This window comes from Marinobacter sp. (assembly GCF_046484525.1).
Taxonomy (GTDB): Bacteria; Pseudomonadota; Gammaproteobacteria; order Pseudomonadales; family Oleiphilaceae; genus Marinobacter.
On record NZ_JAWOIS010000042.1, the window covers coordinates 1 to 21,014 of the forward strand.

Annotated in this window: 18 protein-coding genes; 8 read left to right on the top strand and 10 right to left on the bottom strand. The window is 58.9% G+C overall.

What is annotated here, in order from left to right:
* The 3 genes from R6W86_RS08840 to R6W86_RS08850 all read left to right on the top strand — a co-directional run.
* Nucleotides 1-582 (top strand): dicarboxylate/amino acid:cation symporter (locus R6W86_RS08840; protein ID WP_410328997.1); only part of this gene is annotated, 582 nt, incomplete at its 5' end.
* 166 nt (nucleotides 583-748) lie between these two features.
* Complete coding sequence (locus R6W86_RS08845) at nucleotides 749-1,405, top strand: lytic transglycosylase domain-containing protein (protein WP_410329105.1); 657 nt, start codon at nucleotides 749-751, stop codon at nucleotides 1,403-1,405.
* Nucleotides 1,406-1,554: 149 nt separating this feature from the next.
* Nucleotides 1,555-2,085 (top strand): hypothetical protein, encoded by a 531-nt coding sequence (locus R6W86_RS08850; protein WP_410328998.1) that lies wholly within the window; start codon nucleotides 1,555-1,557, stop codon nucleotides 2,083-2,085.
* A gap of 66 nt (nucleotides 2,086-2,151) precedes the next feature.
* Here R6W86_RS08850 and putA read toward each other — a convergent pair whose 3' ends face one another.
* Nucleotides 2,152-5,778, bottom strand: a complete 3,627-nt coding sequence (putA, locus tag R6W86_RS08855; protein ID WP_410328999.1) for a bifunctional proline dehydrogenase/L-glutamate gamma-semialdehyde dehydrogenase PutA — start codon at nucleotides 5,776-5,778, stop codon at nucleotides 2,152-2,154.
* A gap of 163 nt (nucleotides 5,779-5,941) precedes the next feature.
* Nucleotides 5,942-6,124, bottom strand: a complete 183-nt coding sequence (locus R6W86_RS08860) for a hypothetical protein (RefSeq protein WP_410329000.1) — start codon at nucleotides 6,122-6,124, stop codon at nucleotides 5,942-5,944.
* Nucleotides 6,125-6,477: 353 nt separating this feature from the next.
* Here R6W86_RS08860 and R6W86_RS08865 point away from each other — a divergent pair, with 353 nt between their 5' ends.
* Nucleotides 6,478-6,930, top strand: a complete 453-nt coding sequence (locus R6W86_RS08865; RefSeq protein ID WP_410329001.1) for a winged helix-turn-helix transcriptional regulator — start codon at nucleotides 6,478-6,480, stop codon at nucleotides 6,928-6,930.
* A gap of 17 nt (nucleotides 6,931-6,947) precedes the next feature.
* On the opposite strand, the gene R6W86_RS08870 is transcribed toward R6W86_RS08865, so the two are convergent.
* Nucleotides 6,948-7,700, bottom strand: a complete 753-nt coding sequence (locus R6W86_RS08870; protein ID WP_410329002.1) for a hypothetical protein — start codon at nucleotides 7,698-7,700, stop codon at nucleotides 6,948-6,950.
* A 99-nt stretch (nucleotides 7,701-7,799) separates the two neighbouring features.
* On the opposite strand from R6W86_RS08870, the gene R6W86_RS08875 reads away from it, so the two are divergent.
* On the top strand, nucleotides 7,800-8,555 hold the full coding sequence (locus tag R6W86_RS08875) for a spermidine synthase (protein ID WP_410329106.1): 756 nt from the start codon (nucleotides 7,800-7,802) through the stop codon (nucleotides 8,553-8,555).
* 253 nt (nucleotides 8,556-8,808) lie between these two features.
* Nucleotides 8,809-10,815, top strand: a complete 2,007-nt coding sequence (locus tag R6W86_RS08880) for a PA domain-containing protein (protein WP_410329003.1) — start codon at nucleotides 8,809-8,811, stop codon at nucleotides 10,813-10,815.
* Between the two features lie 30 nt (nucleotides 10,816-10,845).
* Here the strand turns inward: R6W86_RS08880 and mtgA are convergent, their stop codons facing one another.
* Both mtgA and R6W86_RS08890 read right to left on the bottom strand, forming a co-directional pair.
* The gene (mtgA, locus tag R6W86_RS08885; protein WP_410329004.1) at nucleotides 10,846-11,547 is read right to left on the bottom strand and encodes a monofunctional biosynthetic peptidoglycan transglycosylase; all 702 of its coding nucleotides are present in this window, start codon (nucleotides 11,545-11,547) and stop codon (nucleotides 10,846-10,848) included.
* Nucleotides 11,548-11,633: 86 nt separating this feature from the next.
* Complete coding sequence (locus R6W86_RS08890; RefSeq protein ID WP_410329005.1) at nucleotides 11,634-12,545, bottom strand: malate dehydrogenase; 912 nt, start codon at nucleotides 12,543-12,545, stop codon at nucleotides 11,634-11,636.
* 137 nt (nucleotides 12,546-12,682) lie between these two features.
* On the opposite strand from R6W86_RS08890, the gene R6W86_RS08895 reads away from it, so the two are divergent.
* Nucleotides 12,683-13,378, top strand: a complete 696-nt coding sequence (locus R6W86_RS08895) for a pseudouridine synthase (protein WP_410329006.1) — start codon at nucleotides 12,683-12,685, stop codon at nucleotides 13,376-13,378.
* Between the two features lie 33 nt (nucleotides 13,379-13,411).
* On the opposite strand, the gene R6W86_RS08900 is transcribed toward R6W86_RS08895, so the two are convergent.
* From R6W86_RS08900 to R6W86_RS08920, 5 genes are all read right to left on the bottom strand, one after another.
* The gene (locus tag R6W86_RS08900; protein WP_410329007.1) at nucleotides 13,412-13,777 is read right to left on the bottom strand and encodes a thiol-disulfide oxidoreductase DCC family protein; all 366 of its coding nucleotides are present in this window, start codon (nucleotides 13,775-13,777) and stop codon (nucleotides 13,412-13,414) included.
* A 122-nt stretch (nucleotides 13,778-13,899) separates the two neighbouring features.
* The gene (gene yeiP, locus R6W86_RS08905; RefSeq protein ID WP_410329008.1) at nucleotides 13,900-14,466 is read right to left on the bottom strand and encodes an elongation factor P-like protein YeiP; all 567 of its coding nucleotides are present in this window, start codon (nucleotides 14,464-14,466) and stop codon (nucleotides 13,900-13,902) included.
* 79 nt (nucleotides 14,467-14,545) lie between these two features.
* Entirely contained in the window at nucleotides 14,546-15,301 is a 756-nt protein-coding gene (locus tag R6W86_RS08910; protein WP_410329009.1) for a DUF2182 domain-containing protein, read from the bottom strand.
* Nucleotides 15,302-15,317: 16 nt separating this feature from the next.
* Nucleotides 15,318-15,953, bottom strand: coding sequence for a DUF1326 domain-containing protein (locus R6W86_RS08915; RefSeq protein ID WP_410329010.1), 636 nt, complete (start codon nucleotides 15,951-15,953; stop codon nucleotides 15,318-15,320).
* Between the two features lie 142 nt (nucleotides 15,954-16,095).
* Entirely contained in the window at nucleotides 16,096-18,492 is a 2,397-nt protein-coding gene (locus tag R6W86_RS08920; RefSeq protein WP_410329011.1) for a M48 family metallopeptidase, read from the bottom strand.
* A 311-nt stretch (nucleotides 18,493-18,803) separates the two neighbouring features.
* On the opposite strand from R6W86_RS08920, the gene R6W86_RS08925 reads away from it, so the two are divergent.
* Nucleotides 18,804-20,996 (top strand): LemA family protein, encoded by a 2,193-nt coding sequence (locus R6W86_RS08925; protein ID WP_410329012.1) that lies wholly within the window; start codon nucleotides 18,804-18,806, stop codon nucleotides 20,994-20,996.
* Nucleotides 20,997-21,014 lie beyond the last annotated feature (18 nt).

The window sequence follows — 21,014 nt, forward strand, 5'->3', positions numbered from 1 at the left end:
GCGACGGAACCCTCTGACGAGGTGGTGAATGCCACGATGCCCAGTGTCGAGGATCTTCCCCAGACCCTGTTGGGGCTGCTCCCCGGCAATCCCCTGGATGCCATGGTGGAGGGCCAGATGCTGCAGGTAGTGATCTTCTCGATCATCGTCGGAATCGCACTCGTCAGCATGGCACCGGAAAAGTCCCGACCTATGCTGGACCTGCTTGACTCCCTGCAACAGGTCTGCATGACCGTGGTGAAATGGGCAATGCGCCTGGCGCCCTTCGCCGTCTTTGGCCTGATGGCCCAGGTCTATGGCATTGATCTTAGCTGGGGCAGCATGGCGCTGGTGGTTGCCATGGCGGTCGGCGCGTCCATCGGTTCGCCGGCCACACCCGGCGTTGGCATCGTCATCCTTGCCATGGTACTCCAGACCGTGGGCATACCGCCGAGCGGTATCGCATTGATCATGAGGGTGGACCGGATTCTGGACATGTGCCGCACTGCCATCAACGTCACCGGTGATCTGGTGACCTGCCGACTGATGGAGAACTGGTCCGGCACCCGGTTACCACCGGAACCGGCGCCGGCCGATTCATAACCGCAACAAATCGCATCAGTCGGATTACAGTTAATGAGACCCTGGCCCTTTGCCACAGGGCCAGGGACTGAAATAATAGGCTACTCGATTATTACTGGCAGTTACCGGCTTACTCTGGACCATGGCAAAACGATCACACATTCCTTCCCTCGCGCTTACCCTGTTGATGCTCTCGGTTGCCACGCCGGCGCTGGCCGATGGCATCAAGCGCATTGTCCATCCGGATGGCACCGTCGAGTACACCAACACAAAGAGCCACGACGACCCGATTGCCTCCACCGGCAATGAGACGGTCTATCGCTACACCGACGAAAACGGGGTTGTTTCCTACAGCAGCATTCAGCCGGCGAATGCCAGATTCGATGTCATCCGCTTTCACTGTTACGCCTGTGACCCGAACTCGAAGGTCGACTGGCGCAAGACCCCGCTGTTCCTGAAACCCTACCAGCAGGAAATCCAGACTGCGGCCCGGGAATTTGAAGTGGACCCCGCCCTGGTTCGAGCCGTCATTCACGCCGAGTCCGCGTTCAACCCGAAGGCCCTCTCGCCCAAGGGTGCCCAGGGGTTGATGCAACTGATGCCAGGCACCGCCCAGGAGCTCGGAGTGGGCAACGCCATGGTAGCGGCTGAAAACATTCGTGGCGGCGTGAACTATCTGGCCCGGATGCTGGACCGCTTCAACGGCAACATACGCCTGGCAACCGCTGCCTACAATGCCGGCCCGGGAGCCGTCACCCGATACAAGGGCGTCCCTCCGTATGCCGAAACAAAAGCCTACGTTGAGCGGGTGGGCATTCTTCACGAGCGATACGCAGCCCGCTAAATGCCCTGCGATTGGAAACCAGCTAACGATATAGCCAGAAGCGATCTAACCAGTTGGTTAAGAGAGCAATAATCCTACGGAGTGGTTGTAATCAGCGCATACTTGCCTTTGAAGCAGGTCGCATTCTGCGACCCAAAGAGGGCAAGACCATGAAAACCCCTATCGGCCTTTTAGCCGCAGCCATTACCCTACTTACTGCCGGCCAATCCATCGCCCAGGAAAGTGACAAGCTGCTCATGGATGCACTGAGCGCCGCACCGGTGTCCCTGCGAGATCAGGTCACGGTCATGGACTGGGAGAATAACGTCCTCCAGGAAGGCAGCAATGGCTACGTCTGCTTTCCCACCCCGCCAACCCTTCAGGGCACTTCACCAATGTGCCTGGACGGACCCTGGCAAAAGTGGGCCGATGCCTGGATCAACAAGAACGCAAACACCAACTCGGAATTGGGCATCTCCTACATGCTGGCCGGAGATGGTGGTGCCAGCAACATCGACCCCTATGCTGAGGGTGAAACAGCGGACAATCAGTGGGTGCAGGAGGGGCCTCACCTGATGGTGATCGTTCCGGACCCGGCCATACTGGATTCACTGCCAACGGACCCCTACAACGGCGGGCCCTACGTGATGTGGAAAGGCACTGACTTCGCGCACATCATGGTACCGGTCACGATGGAGTAACCGGGAGAGGCACCAGCAGTCCGTCTCTGACAGGCCGGACTGCTGGAGGTCTCGACATCCGGGCTGTTACTCCGCGGATGCGATCAGGCTGGCATTGCCACCGGCGGCCGTGGTGTCGACACACAGGTGTCGCTCGATGACGAAACGCTGACCCAGCGTATGCTCGGTGATCAGCGGCAGCAGTGCGCCGTCACGCTTGGCCAGAGCCCGCCGATATTGCTTGAGCAGCGGTTTCTCGGCCACGCTGACCACCGCCTCGAAGCCGGACAACTCGGCCAGGGCGTCCGGATCGAGCACACCGTTGACTGCCACAATGGGCAGGCCGGCCCTGGCGGCATCCGCCACCTTCTTCTCGGCATCCGGCGCAATGACTACCACCTGGTTGCCCTGGGACAGCGCGGTTGCCGCCTGCTCCATGGCTGAATCGGCATCCGGTCCCAGACACAGGACCACGCCCCGGGCATGGAAGGACAGATGGTTCTGCTCACCGGTGGGCCCGGGCATTTCCAGGTAGCCCTTGTCCATCGGAGCCGGAACCTCACCGAAGAACGGCTTCAGGGTTTCCTGACGCTCCTCAGGCCTGGGTGCCTTGACCGAGGCCACCTGGTTGATCAGCTTCTGTGCCTTGTCCGCACTGATAACCTTGTCGCTGGAGCTGGACGGCTTCTCGACAGTTGCCCCTTTGAGGAAACGACGGACATACAGCGGCCCCCCCGCCTTCGGACCGGTACCAGAAAGGCCTTCACCACCGAACGGCTGGGAACCCACGATGGCGCCAATCTGGTTCCGGTTCACGTAGGTGTTGCCCACGTGGATCCGGCTGGCGATGTGCTCAATCCGGCGATCGACCCGGCTGTGGATGCCGAAGGTAAGGCCGTAGCCCTTGGCATTGACGGCGTCCACCACCTTGTCGATGTCCTTTGCTTCGAAGGTGGCCACGTGCAGTACCGGGCCGAAGATCTCTTCCTCCAGCTCCTCGATGCCGCTGACCTTGAGTACCGCCGGCGAAACGAAACGGCCCTTGGTCGGCACGTCCACTTTCTTTAACAGCTTGCCAGCCTGCTCGAACTTGTTGCAGTGGTCGACAATCTTCTTCTGGGACGGCTCATCGATCACCGGGCCCACGTCGGTGGACAGCTGCCAGGGATCACCGATACCCAGTTCTTCCATGGCACCGTAGAGCATCTCCAGCAGGTTGTCGGCGATGTCCTTCTGGACGTACAGCATCCGCAGTGCGGAGCAGCGCTGGCCGGCACTCTGGAACGAAGAGGCGAGCACATCCCGCACCACCTGCTCAGGCAGCGCGGTGGAGTCCACGATCATGGCGTTCAGGCCGCCGGTTTCGGCCACCAGCGGCGCGTCCGGTGCCATGTGCTCGGTCATGGCCTTGTTGATACGCTGGGCAGTGGCCGTAGAGCCGGTGAAGCACACACCGGTCACGCGGGCATCGGAGGTCAGCGCGGAGCCCACGGTGGCACCGGTACCCGGAAGCAGTTGGATGGCATCACGGGGGATGCCCGCCTCATGCATCAGCTCAACCGCGCGTACCGCCAGCAGCGAGGTACTCTCGGCCGGCTTGGCCACAACGGCGTTACCCGCCGCCAGGTTGGCCAGGATCTGGCCGGTAAAGATCGCCAGCGGGAAGTTCCACGGCGAGATACAACACATGACGCCACGGGCCTCGCCATCCTTCTCATAGCGGATGCCTTCATTGGCGTAGAACATGGCGAAGTCGACCGCCTCGCGGATTTCCGCTACCGCATCCAGCAGGGACTTGCCGGCCTCACGGGTGGTCAGGGCAAACAGCTCGTAGGCATGTTCCTCGTACAGGTCACCCACCTTGCGAACGCAGGCCGCGCGTTCTTCGGCCGATCTGGCAGACCAGCCCTTGAAGCCCTCCTGGGCGGCGTCCAGGGCTGCGCTGATATCGGCCTCGGAGGTGAAGGTGATGTGGCCCACCAGATCATCAGGGTTGGCCGGGTTACGGACCTCGTGGACTTCGTCGCTGGAAGACTCCACCGCAAGCACGGGGCCGCCTTTCCACTGGTGTTCCCTGAACTTGCCACGGCCTTCTTCAATTTCCGCCACGGTCACCGGATCCGTGATATCCCAACCCTTGGAGTTACGACGCCGGTCACCGAAAATCTTCGCCGGCGGCACAATGGCCTTGCTGGAGATGTTCTCACCCAGCGCCAGCACCGCGTCGATGGGATCCTTGGCAATTTCTTCCGGGGTAATGCTGGTATCGACGATCTGGTTCACGAAAGAACTGTTGGCGCCGTTTTCCAGCAGGCGCCGTACCAGATAGGCCAGCAGGTCCTTGTGGGCACCTACCGGTGCGTAGATCCGACAGGGTACGCCGCTGTCCTGCAGTACCTGATCGTGCAGGGACTCGCCCATACCGTGCAGACGCTGGAATTCGAACTTCGAACGGTCCAGATCCTTTGCCAGCTCCAGAACCGCCGACACAGAGTGCGCGTTGTGGGTGGCGAATTGCGGGTAGATGCGGTCAGTCATGCCCAGCAACTGCTTGGCGCAGGACAGGTAGGAAACGTCACTACAGGCCTTGCGGGTGAACACCGGGAAATCGCTCAGGCCCATCACCTGGGCACGCTTGATCTCGGCGTCCCAGTAGGCCCCCTTCACAAGGCGTACCATGATCCGACAGTCCAGTTTCTCGGACAGCGCGTACAGCCAGTCCAGAGTCTGGGCGGAGCGTTTGCCGAATGCCTGAACCACCACACCAAAGCCGTCCCAGTCCTTCAGTTCCGGGTCGGAGAGAATGGCTTCGATAACATCCAGGGACAGGTCGAGACGATCCTGTTCCTCGGCATCGATGTTAAAGCCCATGTTGGATGCGGCCGCTTTTTTGGCCAGTTTCAGGGCACGGGGCATGAGTTCATTCATGACCCGCTCCTTATGGCCGTATTCATATCGGGCCAGCAGCGCGGACAACTTCACGGAAATGCCCGGGTTAGTGCGCACATCGCCCTTGCAGTTCTTGCTGATGCTGTCGATGGCATCCGAGTATGACTGGTAATAGCGCTGGGCATCCGCATCGGTGCGGGCGGCTTCACCGAGCATGTCATAGGAATAGGTGTAGCCCCGCTCGACGTAGTCCTTCCCACGATCCTGGGCTTCCCCAATATCGCGCCCCAGAACGAACTGGCGCCCCATCTCCTTCATGGCCTGCCCGGCCACAGTGCGGACTACCGGCTCGCCCATGCGCTTGACCAGCTTACGCAGAGTCTCGCCCACACTCTGGCGCTCCGAGTCCTTCAGCAGGTTGCTGGTCATCAGCAGTGCCACGGTCGCGGAATTGATCATCCCCGACTGGGCCTTGCCCACGTGGGCGCCCCAGTTACCGGAGGTGATCTTGTCCTCAATCAGGTCATGGATGGTGAGGTTATCCGGCACCCGCAGCAGGGCTTCGGCCAGACACATCAGGGCAACGCCTTCCTTGGTGGTGAGTCCGTATTCCGCCAGGAACTTCTCCATGATGGTCGGGCGGGCATTCTTGCGGACGCTACGCACCAGGTCTGCGGCACGGGCGGAGATCGCCTCGCGCTTGGCCTGGGACAACTGAGCATCAGCAATCAGCTTGTGAATCACCGCGTGCTCGTCCGCCAGATAGTTCTTCCGGATTGCCTGGCGGTGTTCGTTGAGGTCAGGATTCACTGACTGCTGTCTCATAGTTGTACCCTCTTGGCTGTTTGTCTTGTATCTCTCGCATTCTACCGAGAATAAAAAAGACGATTTGCCCATAAATATAAGGGCTGCACCGCATTGCAACTTTTTTGACTACCTTATAATTACCAATTAACCACAAAAAATTTATATTTCAGGCATATTTCCTTTAACTTAAGTTCAGGCTTTCCCCCAACCGGAAATACACCCAGGCCACATTCTCCAGGTCCTGACACAACTGACCGGAAATCTCGATCATGTCCATCAGCCAGTAGCGGCTCTCAGCAGACGCACAATAAGCCGACAATGTCTCCGGAACCGCTTTACTGCCTGTACTCAGCATAGTGCCCATACCAGCAACTTTCAGGTATGACCGTTAACAATCGATCGAGGCCAGCACCTCGGCCAAGGGCCCCCGGTATCGTGCCTCGCAGTCAGCCGGGTCCAGGTTGTGACGGCGGTTGTGCAACAGCCAGCTGGTTGAACCCGTCGTTCTCGGCAAAACCGTTCCAGATTTCCCGGAAAGCTTCCTGGCTGTAGAGCTTGACGTTGAGCTCGCCCTCGGCACTGTCTCCTGCGTGGAAAAAGCTCCTCGGAACATCCGAAGTGATAGCAATGGACTTTGACCATATAGTTTCAAAATACAGGCATTTTGCTTATATTCCACTATCGATACAGACGTTAAGCTTGGCAGGAGACCAAATCATGGTCGAACTGGATAGAATTGATCATTCAATTATTCGGGAATTGCAGAAGAATTCCCGGATCACCATTACCGAACTTGCCACGCGGGTCGGTCTCTCCAAGACACCTTGCCAGGTTCGTATGCGTCGGCTGGAAGAGCAGGGTTACATCACCGGCTACACCGCCCTGGTGAACCAGACCAAGCTGGGGCTGAGCCATGTCGCCTTTGCCCAGGTTACCCTGTCCGACACCAGCAGCAACGCTCTCGCCGCTTTCAACGAGGCCGTCAAGCAGATTTCCGCCGTCGAGCAGTGCCACATGATGGCGGCCAACTTCGATTACCTGCTGAAGATCCGCACCCGTAACATGGCGGAATACCGGCAGGTACTTGGAGAGCAGATCTCCAGCCTGCCCCACGTATTGCAGACCAGCACCTTTGTCGTCATGGAGAATGTGAAGGATACGGGCATCTGAATGCAAGAGTGGAAGACTCAGCCGGCCGCCTCGAGACCCAGCTCCTGCTTGTACAGCACATTGCCCAGCCCCAGCACGATCCGCTCCACGGAGACGTCAGAAGACACAGGACTTTCACCGGGTTTTGAGCGGGCCTCCAGGATCAACACCATCCTGAGCAGATCCAGAAGCCGGATAACCAGATCGAGAACACCGAAGTCGTCCGGCGCGGCTTCCATCTCTCGAATAACGAAGGCTTTCGCCGACTCGACAATAAACGCCTGGTGAGCACCAAGTGCGCCGGTATCCAGAGTGCGGACTGACTCGAAGCGCTCCTCCCGCTCCCGCCGGATGGCCTCCATGCACAGATCCCGGGAATGCTCCGGGGACTCATCCTGGCGCAACAAACCGGCCAGCCGGAAATCCACTGTGCCCTCATTGCGCAGCTCCTCGAATTCCTCTTCGAGACTCTTGCGGGCATGGGGCAGATACTTGCGAACAGCCCGTTCCCGCGCCTCGATCAGGTCATCGAGGGATGCGGCGTTCACCATGCCCGTCATGACCTGCACGCAGTAAACCAGGTGTTCCCAGATGTCCGGAGTGATACCTTCCAGCTCCACAGGCAACACCCGGGCGATGGAGACAAAGCGGAAATACAGCGTAGTGACTTCCTGTTCGCTGAACCCGGATGTCCTGATAATCTCGGGCAGACCTATACGCTCCACGTCTTTCAGCAGGCGCGGAAGCAGGATCAGCACGTAGTGCCGGGCACCTTCAGACAGGGTTGTCATAACAGCAGACCTGCACGAACTCTCGCAATCGGATACTCTCCATTGGCCGGGCAACAAGGCCCTTACTGACACCATAGCCGATAACCACACATTTTCATGATGCAGAAACCTGAAATCCGGGGTGAAATCGTTCACGTGACCCGGGATGCCCTGGGCAACATCCTGGTCATTGACGACCGCAAACATCGGGTTCTGAGCTTTGACTCCATCTTCGAGCAGAGCAAGATCGCCCGGGCCACTCCGTACCTGCCAGTGCATGAATACAGCCGCGCCATGCTCATACCCGCGGCGTTCACCGAGCCGGCCCATGTGACCGTGCTCGGCCTCGGCGGAGGCGCATTGGCCCATGGTCTGTATCGACTGTTTCCCGAGTGCAGGGTTCACGTCATTGAGTTACGCCCTAAAGTCCTCGAAATAGCGCGGGAGTGGTTTGCACTTCCGGATTCCGACCGGATGGAGGTCACCATCGCCGATGCCAGCAAGGCCGTCGCAGAACTCCCCCCGGCCAGCACCGACATGATCTTTACCGACTTATACAACGCGGATCGCATGAGCCCTGCCCAGGGCCAGCGCCGATTTATCAAGGATTGCTGCAACGCCCTCACCGACAACGGCTGGCTGATCCTGAACTACCACAAGGTACCGGATGAGAGCGGCGGCCTGTTCCGCGAGCTGGTGCGCCAGTTTCCCTGCCTGCTCTACTTCCACAGCAAGACCAATAACACCGTCATATACGGCTGCAAGGAACCCTTCTACCCTTGGCCCCTGGACGTGCCGCACCTGAAGAAACTGGAGGAGCGTTTGCCCATCGGCTGGCGCAAGTTGATGAAAAATCTCTCCCTGTTGGAAGGCTGACCCTGGATTCCGTGTTATTACTCGTCGCAGACAGCTATCTATTTTTTATCACAGAAACAACTAATTGCCCGCTCTTTGCGTCAAAATCGAATAATGCAGGCTGCAGGTCATTGCTATGGTTGATGGAGGCAGGGTTTTGCGACGTACTGCCTGTACTCACTCAATCACGGGATCGTCATCCCGCAGCAAAGGAGTCAGCCGACCCCACCCTGAGCCACGGGATGGCGCCGTGCCAAAAGAAAAAGGACAAATCATGGCTATGAACTCACTATGGCGGCCTTGTATCGCCATCGCTCTCTTATCAACCCTGATCACCACCGCCCTGGCGGACGACCAGCTGGTATCGGACGGAGACACCAACCTGCATCCCGCCCACGATACCCCCATTCCCGACGGCCACGTGCCTGCTAACCAGAACTATGGCTTTACTGTGATCGGCCGGGACACGCTGGGCGGCATTTCGGACGGGCTCTATACCGACGTTTGGGCCCAAGATGGATACGCCTACATCGGCACCTTCCAGGAACCGGATTGCACCCGCGCAGGCGTTTACATCTCGGACATCCGGGATCCGGCCAACCCGGTCACCGTGGGCATGATCAATTCCCCGCCCCAGACAAGGATTAACGACGTCAAGGTGACCGAAATAGATGGTCGTGACGTGCTGATCCATTCTCTTGAGCCCTGTGGGCCGACTCTCGGCAACGGGCTTGCCATCGGCGGCGGAAATGGTGGCTATCAACAAGGCCAGGTGGGTGTTTCGCTCTGGGACGTGACTGACCCGAGTCGCCCGCACCCACTCAAACAGAACTTCCTCGACTTTCCGGTCCACAATGTCTTCCCGTGGACGACGGCGGAAGGCACTACCTACATGCTCGTGGTGGATGACGTGGCTGTGGACGACCTGAAGATCGTCGACATCTCCAAACCCCAGTCACCCAAACTGATCAGCGAGACAGGAATCGGGACCTGGCTGGCAACCAATCCCGAAATCGCCGACGACGGTCAGCTCTTCATGGGTAGTTTTGCGGCCCCGCTTCTGCACGATGTCTGGGTGAACGACATGGATCCGGGATCGGGCGAGAACTGGCAGGCCGTCCTCTCGTACTGGGATGCCGGGTTCATCACTCTCGACATCAACAATCCAAGCAATCCGGTTTTCCTGGCCGACTCCACTTACCCCGAGACCGATCCGGTTTACGGCACCTCACCTCCCGAGGGTAATGCCCACGCAGCAGTCTTCGCCGGTCCCAATTTCGACAAGATTTTTGGTGGTGATGAAGACTTCGACTCCCTCTTTACTGCGATCACGGTCGCGGGCGAAGACTATCGAGCCAACCAGGGCAGCGATGTTCCCCAGATCGGTGGAGCGGTTGACGAAGTGAGCGGGCAGACCGCCTTCGTCGGGCGGGCCTGTGGCGGCTCATTGCCCTCTGCCGCGGATGTGGGCGCGACGATTGCGGTGATCGAACGCGGTGACTGTGCGTTTACCACCAAGGCGCAGACTGTCCAGGCCGCAGGTTACCAGGCAGGCGTGGTCTTCAATTCAGCGGCAGAGGGCAATTGCGAAGCAACAGTCTCCATGCTGGTTGAGGGGGACATTCCCATGCTGTTCGTCCCCCGCTCCACCGGCTATGCCATCCTCGGCATTGACGGCTATGACCCGGAGGCATGCCCCGGAGGCATGAACCCCGTTCTGCCCGATCCGTCCAGTCCGGGCCTGGTTGCTACCCTGGGCGCGGCCTTCGACGGCTGGGGATACTTCCACACGCTCAACAACGTCAGAACGACCATGACAGTACCCAGAGGCATGGGTGAAGATGCCGAATCCGTGGAAGTGGGCTACCTCGGGGAAATCGGGTACTACGCGCCGGCGGAACTCACGGATCCTGAATTGGCCAGTGGGGCCGGGGACCTGACCATGCACAACCTGGAAGTGGACCCCAACGATCCTGACCGTACATTCATCAGCTGGTACTCCCTCGGAATGCGCGCAGTCGAGTGGCGGCCGGGCCACCTGCATGGAAACATGAAAGGCGAAGGCGTTGTCTCCTGGAACATGCACGAGGTGGGCCGCTTTATCGCCGGCGATGAGTATGGTGAAGCAGAAGGATCCAACTTCTGGGGTGTTCATGTCACCGAAATTGAGGGCCAGCAGTATATTCTGGGATCGGATCGCAACACCGGACTCTGGATATTCCAGTGGAGCTGCGAGGACGTCAGCGACGTGCTGTACTGCAATGGGCCGGTAACACCCTGAACCGGAGGGGGGCCGCCCCCGGGGCGGCCTTCATATCCCTCTGAGATAGCCCAGCCCCAACTGACCCATCTGTCGGTTGATCCAACCGACCCGCTCCCAGACATAAGCCGATGGCTGGTCTACGCGGAATACCTTGGGGTTGGGCAATACCGCCGCCAGCAAAGCCGTCTCGGTTCTTGATAACTGGCTCGCCGGAATCCCGAAAAAAGCCCGGCTCGCGGCCTCTACACCGTAGATACCCGGCCCGAATTCGGCAATGTTAAGGTAGACCTCAAGGATGCGCTCTTTCGGCCACAATACCTCCAGGGTGATAGCGAGCCCGGCTTCCAGGGACTTTCGGACAAAACTTCGGCCATTCCACAGGAAAAGATTCTTTGCGGTCTGTTGGGTAATCGTGCTGGCACCTCGCAATCCCTCCCCGTGGATGTATTCCTCCACCGCACTGTGGATGGCGCTGAAATCCACACCCCAGTGTTCAGGAAAACGCTGGTCCTCACTGGCGACAACGGCCAGGGGCATCCAGGGTGAGATCTGTTCGTAAGGCACCCATTCCTGCCGGAGGTTCTGATCGGGATGACCGAACCAGTAGGCGGCCATGAACGCCGAGGTTGGCGGATTCACAAACCGGAAAAGCAGCAACACGAGGGTCAAGGCCCCGAGTAACGCCAGAACGCTCCAAATCAACCACCGGAGAGCTTTGCGAATCAGAGAGTCAGACCTCCTTCGCGCCATTAGCACTCTTTCTCTCCAGAATATGAAAGGCGATACTATACCCGAGGCACCCTCGCCAGGAACACTGCCGGAGAATTAACGGATGGTTAGTCAGTCCTGGCGGAAGCAACCACTTGCCTGACTACCTCCGCACTGTGAAGAAACTCACCCTCCTCCCGCTTGTTCAGGCGAGGATGCAGCACACGCTCGATGCCGTTGCCACCAATTACCGCTGGAAGGCTCAGGCATACGTCACTGACACCAAGAAAACCATCCACCTGCAAGCTGACCGGCAACGTGTGTTTGGCGTCCGTGATAATGCATTCAATGATCTCTGCGGCAGCGAGGGCGACCGCATAATTGGTGTGGCCTTTATACTTGAACACCTCGAACCCTGCTTTGGAGGCTTGGTCAGCGAGCGCATACCGTGCAGGTGTCGGATCCAGAGGCTCACCACCTGCATCGGCACAACTCATGGCAGGAAACTGGCTATCACCATGCTCCCCCAGAATGTAGGCGCGGATATCCCCGGAATGAATCCGGAGCTCTTCCGCCAGCAACTGCCGGAAACGCGATGAGTCCACGAGGGTACCTGTACCGACCACCTGGTTCGGTCTGAGATCGGTACATTCCAGTGCATAGTGCACCAGAACGTCCACCGGATTGGACACCATCACCACCTTGCAATCAGGCGACAGCCGGGCCAACTCCGGCATCAGCTCACGCATAAGCTTGACATTGCCTTTCGCCAGCTCCAGACGGCTGTTCATGTCTTTGGGCGTGGGCACAGATGCACACATGGCGATGATGTCGGAACCAGCGCTGTCCGCCAGTGTTCCAGCGCTGACCTGGGTTGGGGTATTCACAAACAGCTGACCATGCCGGAGATCCAGGACATCCCCCATTGCAGACTCGCGTGTTTTCCCCACCAGCACCAATTCTTTGACCAGATTCTTGAGCGTCAGGACGAAGGCCAGCGTGGAGCCAACATGACCAGTTCCAATTACCGATACTTTCATACTCTCCCCCAGGTGTTCCGCATGACAGACGCCCGGCTGGAAAGCCGCCGTCACATTATCAATAGAACATAGCAGTAATTGTGCCGTTGGCATTAAACTGGGTTTTCCCGGCTCAACCTCGACCGCTTCCAGGACCAATGAAACTCTCACGCATCCTCAGCAACCAGAACGGCATCAGCCGCCGCCAGGCCAATATTCTACTTGCTGAAGGTCGGGTTCGCGTTGATGGCAGCATCTGTCGGGAGGGTGCCTGTGATGTCAGCAGGTTCCAGGAAGTCAGTATTGATCAGGAAGTTATTCAGCATGGAGAGGCGGCTTATTACTTGATGCTGAACAAGCCCGCAGGCTATTTGAGTGCCACTCAGGATCCGCTGCATCCAACCGTGATGGAGCTGATCGACCCGGCTCTGAGGAGCCATTTGCACATCGGCGGCCGCCTCGACCGCGCCAGTACCGGGCTCCTGATTCTGAGCAGCGATGGCGTCTGGTCCCGGCGCTTGACCGAACCCAAGGTCAAGATCCCCAAGGTCTACAGGGTCACCACCGCCTATCCGATTTCTCCAGATACGGCTGGGCGATTTGCCGAGGGCATCTGGTTTGATTACGAGCAGCTGAAGACCTCTCCGGCCCGCTTGGAACAGATCAACGAACGCGAGGCCCGTGTGACCATTTACGAGGGTCGCTACCATCAGGTCAAGCGTATGTTCCACGCTTTGGGCAACCGGGTAACCTCGCTGCACCGGGAAAGCATGGGCAGCCTGGCGCTGGATCCGGCACTTGCCATTGGCGGCTATCGCCACCTGACGGCTGAGGAAATCAGCTCCGTGTGTTGACGCAGTTGGTCATTGAAAGCCGGCAGGCGAAGCTCAACCCTGCCCCGTAAGCCTTCGGTCGACCCAGGAATGGTAAAGGCGGGCCAACAGGGGCCGAATCACCGGCAGGCCAATCAACCAGGCCAGCGGCTTCAGCACCGGGATACGGGACATCAACAGAATATAGGCGTCCATTTCCCGATGAATGGCGCCCTCGCTGTCCTTGACATGCAGCTCTCGCAGCGCGCTGTCGGGATCAATACCCTCCTGGCGCAGGATGTCATCACGGCCGGTAATATCCAACCATTCAACGGACTCGTTGGTCTTCCCGGCCAGCTTTTCGTACCACCGGCGATCCTTGATGCACGCCGGACATGAACCATCGTAGTACACCACGAGTTTGCCAGAGGCATTCTTCATAGCGTCCTCCCCCAAAGGTTGGGACTGACACTATTACCCTAACACGAAATCAGGGCGCGAGTGTCTGATTGCCAGTACTTGAAACCAGGCACGGCAATGCACCTGCGCCCTGACGAGGCAGTTCAGGCCCGGCTCAGGAACTTGCGCTCTTCCACATTGATCTTGATCCGATCGCCGGTGGAGATGTGCTCGGGCACCTGAACCACGAGGCCCGTGGTCAGCCTGGCCGGCTTGGTCCGGGCAGTGGCGGAACCACCTTTGACAGAGGGATCGGTTTCTTCGATTTCAAGCTCGACTGTTGGCGGCAGGTCGAGGGCCACCGGGGAATCGCTCACGAGAATAACCATCAACCCTTCTGTGTCCTCGTTGATGAACAGAAGCTCGTCAGCGATGGCTTCCCTGTTGAGCATGTATTGGGTGAAATCCTCGGTGTCCATGAAGACGTACTCGTCTCCGTCGGCGTACGAGAAGGTGGCCGGCCGGCGAACCAGGTCCGCCTGGTTCAGCATGTCGGAGTCCTTGAAGGTTTCGTCCAGCTTCTGGCCGGTCACGACATCGTACATACGCATGCGGTACAGGCTACCTCCGGCACGCCCCTGGGGCACGGAGCGCTCGATATCCTTGACGAAGTAAACCCGTCCCTCGTACTCAACGGCCTGATTCTTTTTGATTTCACTGGCTTTTGGCATTGCTTCTGGTCCCGAAAGAAAATGAAAACTAGGGGGCCTCTGATATACCACGACTTAAGACGATAAGCGATAGCCACAATCAGGCAGAGGCGATAACCACAATGCCCAGGACAATCGCGGTCAACCCCACGCCCTTGGCCAACCACTCACCGCCAGGCACGGTTTTCTCAAGCAGAACGATCACCGCAAGGGCCGCAATCACCAACAGATCCATGATCCCGCCCACAAACAGGAGGGCCATCAACGCGCCACAGCACCCCACACAGTAGGCCCCGTGGATGATCCCCATCTCGAATGCACCCCTCGGGCCCGGGCGCCAATGACGGGTAATGAAAAACAGCGGGCCCCGGCAATTCTTCAGGCATGCCTGCTTGAGAGAGGAAAACTGGTAGAGGCCGGCACCGATCAGAATGATTCCGCTCAGAGCAACGCTCTGGCTGCGCATCATGGGGCTGAGCAATGCCCACTCTTCAAGCAGCCATTGCAGGGTTGTGGCAACCAGGCTGAAGAGGGTCCAGAGAACAAAATACCCAGCGCAGAACAGTCCGGTGCCCAGGGCTTCCCGAGCCAGTTTGTTGGTCCTGGCAACCTGACGGTACAGCAGAACCATAGGAGCCGCACTGGGAACCATCATGGCCACCATCATGACGCTCCACATCACCGACATCATGACAAAGTAAACGGGTGTCCACTCTCTGAGCATCATGGAACCACCCGCAGACATACCTGCTGCCATATCAAGCAAGTACCACCAGCAAACACCCGCAATCGCCAGCAGTGCCGCCAGCGTAACCAGTGACGCCCGGGGCATGCCCCGGGCGTTGATCCCGGCCATGTTTCTGGACCCGAAACTATCGGTAGACGCCAGTGGGGCCAATATCCAGGTGTGACAGGTGGCAGTGCGTGCCATCAAACCCCATGGGCACGTCGGCCCGGGCATCAGTGCGCCCGCTGGCCACCTCCGCGACGGCGTACTCGAACCCTTCGGGCAAATCGATGCGAGCCCGGTGCGGCTCACCGGAAATTGGATTGATAACCGGCTCAGCGCTGCCTTCAATCAGATCCGCCACCCGCACCTGCGCCCTGCGATTCTCGACATCGCAGGAAATCTCGATCGGGCAGAAAACAGGGTCAAACATCTTGGTCAGTGTGCTGGCAAACACGTTGAAGAAGGTCGCTCCTGGCTCGGAAGTGTCCCCGGAGAGGATCGCCATCAGGGCATCCCGCTGTTCGGCTGTCGCCCGCTCGTCCACAAAGGCCTGGGCCTGGCCGTTGCCTTCATGAATGGCACCGGGCCACTTCAGCGTCATAGCGAAGGACAGGCCATCAAGGCGCGTCTCACCAAAATAGCCGTCCTGTATTTTGACTGCCGCAAAAGCGTGGCAGTCCCCGTGAGTGGGACGGGACATGAACTGACAAGGACATCCCGGATCACAGTTGCAGTTCACAAACTCCAATCCCTTGATTCTCCAGTCTGTATTATTCATCTCCGTTACTCCTTTCTGTAACGCAGCCTCACCCGTCCAGACTAGTTCATCAGCACACCGGAAACACCCTTTGCAATAGACTGTTCCAGACACAAAAATAAAGGAATATTCGAATCGGATTTAAAGGCCGCCCAGTCCGGATTCAGGCAACTGCACCCATGGCCCCACTGCCAAAACGAAGCAGTTTCAGCGGGCGAACACGCATCCGCGCCTCCTGCTCTGTACAAAGCCTCGCCATCATGGCCATGGATCGGCAGTAGGCGTCATTTGCCAACTCCTCACACTGCCGGGCAACCCGGAGGATTTCATGGGGATCAAGCTCCCTGGCCGTCAGGTCCCTGCCGTTCCTGCTTCCCGGCAGGCCGGAAGCTCCGGCGTGTTCCCTCAGGGTACCCTGGTAACCGGGCAGGGACAGGGTGATCCGGGCCGCCGCATTGTAGAACTGGATGATGGATTCCCGGCAGCGGCTGGCAGCATGCTCGATCGCCGGTTCGGTGCGCTTCAATCTGGCCCTGTCATTTTCATTCAGCAGACCCTCCAGGGTAGCGGCGTAGCTGCTCAGGTGGCGTATCGGCAGGGTAAGAACCGGGAACGTGGACAGACTCTCCAGCATGGTTGAGGCCAGCTTCCCATCGTCCGCCGGCATCTGGTCGATGGCCAGATACATCCGCCGGGCAAACAGGCGATCAATATCCCGCAGCCGCTTGCCCAGATCCCTCCATTCACTCGATGCATCCTCGACCGCGCGGTCCGCGTCCCGGAGTTCCTGGGTGGTCAGGCCGAATTCCCGCGGCTGGATGGCGATCTTTTCAGCCAGCAGGACCCTGCCATGGGTCCGGTCGGTATGAAGCTGGACAGCCCGGAAGTACGCCTCCTGAAGTGCCGCCAACTCCGGCAGCCGTCCACGCAGGGTATCGATGACCTGCTGCAGTGTCTGCTGCCCCTCCCGGCCAGCGTCCAGATGAAGGAAACGGCTGCTCAGATGGCCATTGAAATACTGATCCAGAGCGTCGTCGCCTTCATCACTGACCTTTTTCACCTGCAGAACCTCCTCGTTATCGACCAGGTAACGCTCCACATCCTGGATGCCAGAATCCACATAGGATTGCCGGGTGATAGCCGCACACAGGTGATCAAAGTCCCGAAGCAATCTGGACGCAGGTTCTTCGAACCGCACCACGCCCGGAAATTCCAGCTCCAGGGCGTGACGGATCCGGTCAACATCCGCGGGGTGGGCATCCCACACGAAGGCCTGCTGCTCGCCCATTGCATCCAGAACCGTCTGCCGCTGTTCGGCATTCAGGTTATCGGCACTTTCGCTGACGGCTCGCGGCAGATCCCGCATCAGCCTGCCTTCTTCTCGGGCCCGGGCGTTGGCGGCTTGCACGTACTGATCGGCAAACGTCAGCATGTGCAGCCTTTCGGCGGTCATCTCAAACGCCTTGCTGCCGGTCAGCCAGCACTCATAGCGGTCAGCTTCGTACTCCATTTTGCGTGACAGCTGACGACTGATCCGAAGGTTGAAAAGCAACATGCCTCTGAACAGGCTGCGGATCATGGCGATCATTATCTGGGCCGGCCGCAGAACCGCATGATCAACCAGCGCTGGCGACTTGCCTTGCCAACGTTCCAGAACGGCGTCCCACGAATCTCCCACCAATGATCGGTTGGCGAGCCAACGGTTGACCCTGTTGATCAGGTAATTGGCGAACATTGCTGTCGGGTGGGCAACGTGGCCGAACTCATGACCGACCACACCAACCATCTGGCGAATATCGAGACCAGCGAACAGCGGCATCCCCACCGTCAGGGTCAGCTCCCGACGGCGCAGGCCGCGCAGCCCCTCGCTCGGCTCCAGAGAGGCGGTGATACGATTATCAACGCGAATTTCCTGCACCGGCGGCAGTCCCATACTCTGGCACAATGCATCAACCACGTTGAAAACCCGAGTGTGTTTCTGGCGATCCAGCGTCAACGTTGGAGATGAGGAATACCGGATAAACAGGGGGCGCGCCAGGAACAGCAGAAACAAGCCGCAAATAACAGAGCCAGATCCGGCGAGCAGCGTCCCGGCGATAGAGCTCGACTCGGCCAACTGATCGGGAATCAAAGTGAGGGACCAAATCAGACCACCGGCGGCAACCGCTATCAACCCGAAGTAGAAAAGCGGTGCAATCAGGCTCAGGGCCATCACGACGATCAATCCGGCACGGTAAGCCAGGCTCAGCGGCATGGAGGGAATCGTGTCAGGCAACAAGGCCTCCAGATCGTCCTGCTCCTTGCAGGGTTCCGGCCCGGACTGCAGCTCCGGCACAGAGACATCCAGCCCCGATGCCCGGAGTGCAGCCTCCAGCTTCTGCGCACGGTCTTGGGTCAGCCCACGCTTGATCACAACGCGCCGGGATACCATCAGCCCGATTTGCGAAGGCTTCAGGCGGAACCGGGTAGCCAGAGCCTCTGACACCTTCTCGGTTGAAAACCCCTCCAGGATGCGACCTGCAGACTCCACGCGGAAATCACTGGATGACGATCCTTGCACGACACTTCTCCTCACATTCGTGGCCGGATAAACGGGCGAACGGATAAACAATTCATCACCCTGACGTGAGTTTGCCGCAGATTGGTCCAGCGCACCGTGAACCAGGGCACCTATCGCGAAAGGTCTAATGCCGTTTTTTTGACCAGCATCACGAAAAACTTTTCCCACAGATTCTGTGGATAACTTTGTTGGCAACATCAGGACAGGTGCCTGCAAGCCCTTTGCTGTGTGACCCCGCCGAATGTGAAGGTAATTTGATCAGGGTATACTGCCGCCTCTCATGCACCACCAAAAAAAGGACTGTTAACTCCATGCGGCGCCTCAATATCGCCAGTGTTCCCGGCCGGATTGTCATGGCCCTGCTCGCAATCGCCGCCCTTGCCGGCACCTTCCACCTAATGCAGACCGGCCTGGGGCAACTTGCCGAGGCTCGCCAGATGCAGCGATTGCCAGAAACGCCCATCGGCGCCCTGGCCAAAGGACCCTACGTGATTGCCGGTGAGGTGCGTGTGGCGGCAGACACGGTCACAACCCCCTACTCCAATACCGAGGCGGTGTATTACCGCTACAAACTGGAAGAGGAGTACCGGGATTCTGACGGGGACCTGCGCATCCGCACCTTGGACTCCGGCTCCCGTGGCGGCAGCTTTCGCGTCGAGGACCAGAGTGGCAGCGTGCTGATCGAGCCCGGCCACAACCTGTCATCAGTGGAATGGAATATCGCCCGCTCCTATCGCACCCGAAGGGGAGACAGGATCTACTCGGAGTGGACCCTGCAACCCGGCGAAACCGCCCGGATCATCGGTCGTTACGATGCCGGAGAGCAGTCAGTAACCTTCTCTGACCTCACGACTTTCAGCCTGCCAGCGCTTATTTCCGATCGCCCTTTGGAGGCAGACAGCGGTGACCGCCTTTTCGGCGCCGCCATCCGGATTTCCATCGCCACCGGCCTGCTCGCCCTGGGACTGGCACTGGGGCTGACCGCCCTGAAGGTGCACCGGTTCTGGGTGTATGTGCTGGCGATGACCCTGGCTGTAACCGGAACGCTCTCGGCCCTCGGCATCGCCAAGCTGAAGCAGGAATGGTCCGCCATTGCCACACTTTATGAGGCGCGGTACGAGCAGCTCAACGGTCACGAGAACAATCCCCTTCTGCTCGCTGACGTGGCGGCCCTGCAACAGCTTATCCGCCAGAGCACCAGCGGCTGGCTCGACCGGTGGATGTTCCGCAGCCTTGTGGAAAAGCGCCTGCCGCTCCCGGACCTGGACGACCAGACCACGTCCAGGGTCCGGAAGATTGTGGAAAACCAGCCACAAGGCCGATACCAGCACTCCACCAAGAGCTGGATCTTTGCCGCGGGAAGCGCAGCGCTCTCGGTGCTACTGATATTCCTCGCAATCCGCACGGTCAAGCTCAAGCGCCTGATCGAAGCGGTTCCCACCAGCAGTACCCGGGGGTTGAGCTTCGGGCTGTCCGAACTCAAAGGCATGGTCGACGTGGATGACGCGCATCCGCCCATTCGCGACCCGCTGAAAAATGAAAAGTGCGTGGCCTTTGACTACAAGGTTGAAGAACGCGAGGGTGGCGGAAAAGATGACAAGTGGCGCACAGTAGAAGAGCGATCCGAGCGGGTGTCTTTCTGGCTGGAAGATCCTCACGGCCAGGTGCTGGTCCACCCGGAAGGGGCGACCATCGAATACCCGAAATTCCACCAGGAAACCCGGGGTGACCGGCGCTACACCGTCAGACTGCTGGATACCTTCGTGAACGTCTATTGCCTCGGCTTCGCGGGGCTCGACAAGGAACAGTCAGACCGGCTGAGCATCCGGCAGGACAACAACTCTCCCTTCCTGATCAGCGCCAAGGAAGAGCAGGACATCGTGCTTGACCGGGGCGCCCGAGGCTTTGTCGGCATCGCCCTGAGTCTTGGCCTGTCCCTGTTTGCCGCCACCACGGTGTTCGCGGCCGACGGCACCTTCAGCCCGGACAACCTGATGATGGCGGCGCTCACGGTACCCCTGTTGCTGTGCCTATACATCGGCATCCTGCACTACAACGACATCGTCTTCCTGAAAAACCGGGTAAACCGGGCCCGGGCCAATATCGACACCATCCTGCAACAGCGGCACGATCTCTGGCCGAACCTGGAAAAGGTGGTGAAGGCCTCCTTGGCCCATGAGAAGCAGCTGCTAAAAGCCATCGCACAGCTGAGGGCAGCCAATCCGGCAACCATGGAAACGGGAAAAGATGTCGAGAAACTGGCCGGCTTCGAGCAGAAAGTAACCCGGGCCATGCAGGCCCGGATCGAGAACTACCCGGACCTCAAGAACAACGAGGTGATCCGGAAGTTCATGGCCATCATGGCCGAGACCGAGAATTACCTGTCGCTGCTGCGAAACAGCTACACCGAAAGCGCGATGATCTACAACACACGGATCCAGTCGTTTCCCGACCTGATGCTGGCGAAGCTGTTCCGGTTCCGGGCTGCACCGCGACTGACCTAATGGCGTAGACGCCTACTC

Bases quoted from the DNA above. Each gene is read 5' to 3' on its own strand.
- R6W86_RS08845 (WP_410329105.1), top strand. From the start codon at position 749: ATGCTCTCGGTTGCCACGCCGGCGCTGGCCGATGGCATCAAGCGCATT.
- R6W86_RS08850 (WP_410328998.1), top strand. From the start codon at position 1,555: ATGAAAACCCCTATCGGCCTTTTAGCCGCAGCCATTACCCTACTTACT.
- putA (WP_410328999.1), bottom strand. From the start codon at position 5,778: ATGAGACAGCAGTCAGTGAATCCTGACCTCAACGAACACCGCCAGGCA.
- R6W86_RS08860 (WP_410329000.1), bottom strand. From the start codon at position 6,124: ATGGGCACTATGCTGAGTACAGGCAGTAAAGCGGTTCCGGAGACATTG.
- R6W86_RS08865 (WP_410329001.1), top strand. From the start codon at position 6,478: ATGGTCGAACTGGATAGAATTGATCATTCAATTATTCGGGAATTGCAG.
- R6W86_RS08870 (WP_410329002.1), bottom strand. From the start codon at position 7,700: ATGACAACCCTGTCTGAAGGTGCCCGGCACTACGTGCTGATCCTGCTT.
- R6W86_RS08875 (WP_410329106.1), top strand. From the start codon at position 7,800: ATGCAGAAACCTGAAATCCGGGGTGAAATCGTTCACGTGACCCGGGAT.
- R6W86_RS08880 (WP_410329003.1), top strand. From the start codon at position 8,809: ATGGCTATGAACTCACTATGGCGGCCTTGTATCGCCATCGCTCTCTTA.
- mtgA (WP_410329004.1), bottom strand. From the start codon at position 11,547: ATGGCGCGAAGGAGGTCTGACTCTCTGATTCGCAAAGCTCTCCGGTGG.
- R6W86_RS08890 (WP_410329005.1), bottom strand. From the start codon at position 12,545: ATGAAAGTATCGGTAATTGGAACTGGTCATGTTGGCTCCACGCTGGCC.
- R6W86_RS08895 (WP_410329006.1), top strand. From the start codon at position 12,683: ATGAAACTCTCACGCATCCTCAGCAACCAGAACGGCATCAGCCGCCGC.
- R6W86_RS08900 (WP_410329007.1), bottom strand. From the start codon at position 13,777: ATGAAGAATGCCTCTGGCAAACTCGTGGTGTACTACGATGGTTCATGT.
- yeiP (WP_410329008.1), bottom strand. From the start codon at position 14,466: ATGCCAAAAGCCAGTGAAATCAAAAAGAATCAGGCCGTTGAGTACGAG.
- R6W86_RS08910 (WP_410329009.1), bottom strand. From the start codon at position 15,301: ATGGCCGGGATCAACGCCCGGGGCATGCCCCGGGCGTCACTGGTTACG.
- R6W86_RS08915 (WP_410329010.1), bottom strand. From the start codon at position 15,953: ATGAATAATACAGACTGGAGAATCAAGGGATTGGAGTTTGTGAACTGC.
- R6W86_RS08925 (WP_410329012.1), top strand. From the start codon at position 18,804: ATGCGGCGCCTCAATATCGCCAGTGTTCCCGGCCGGATTGTCATGGCC.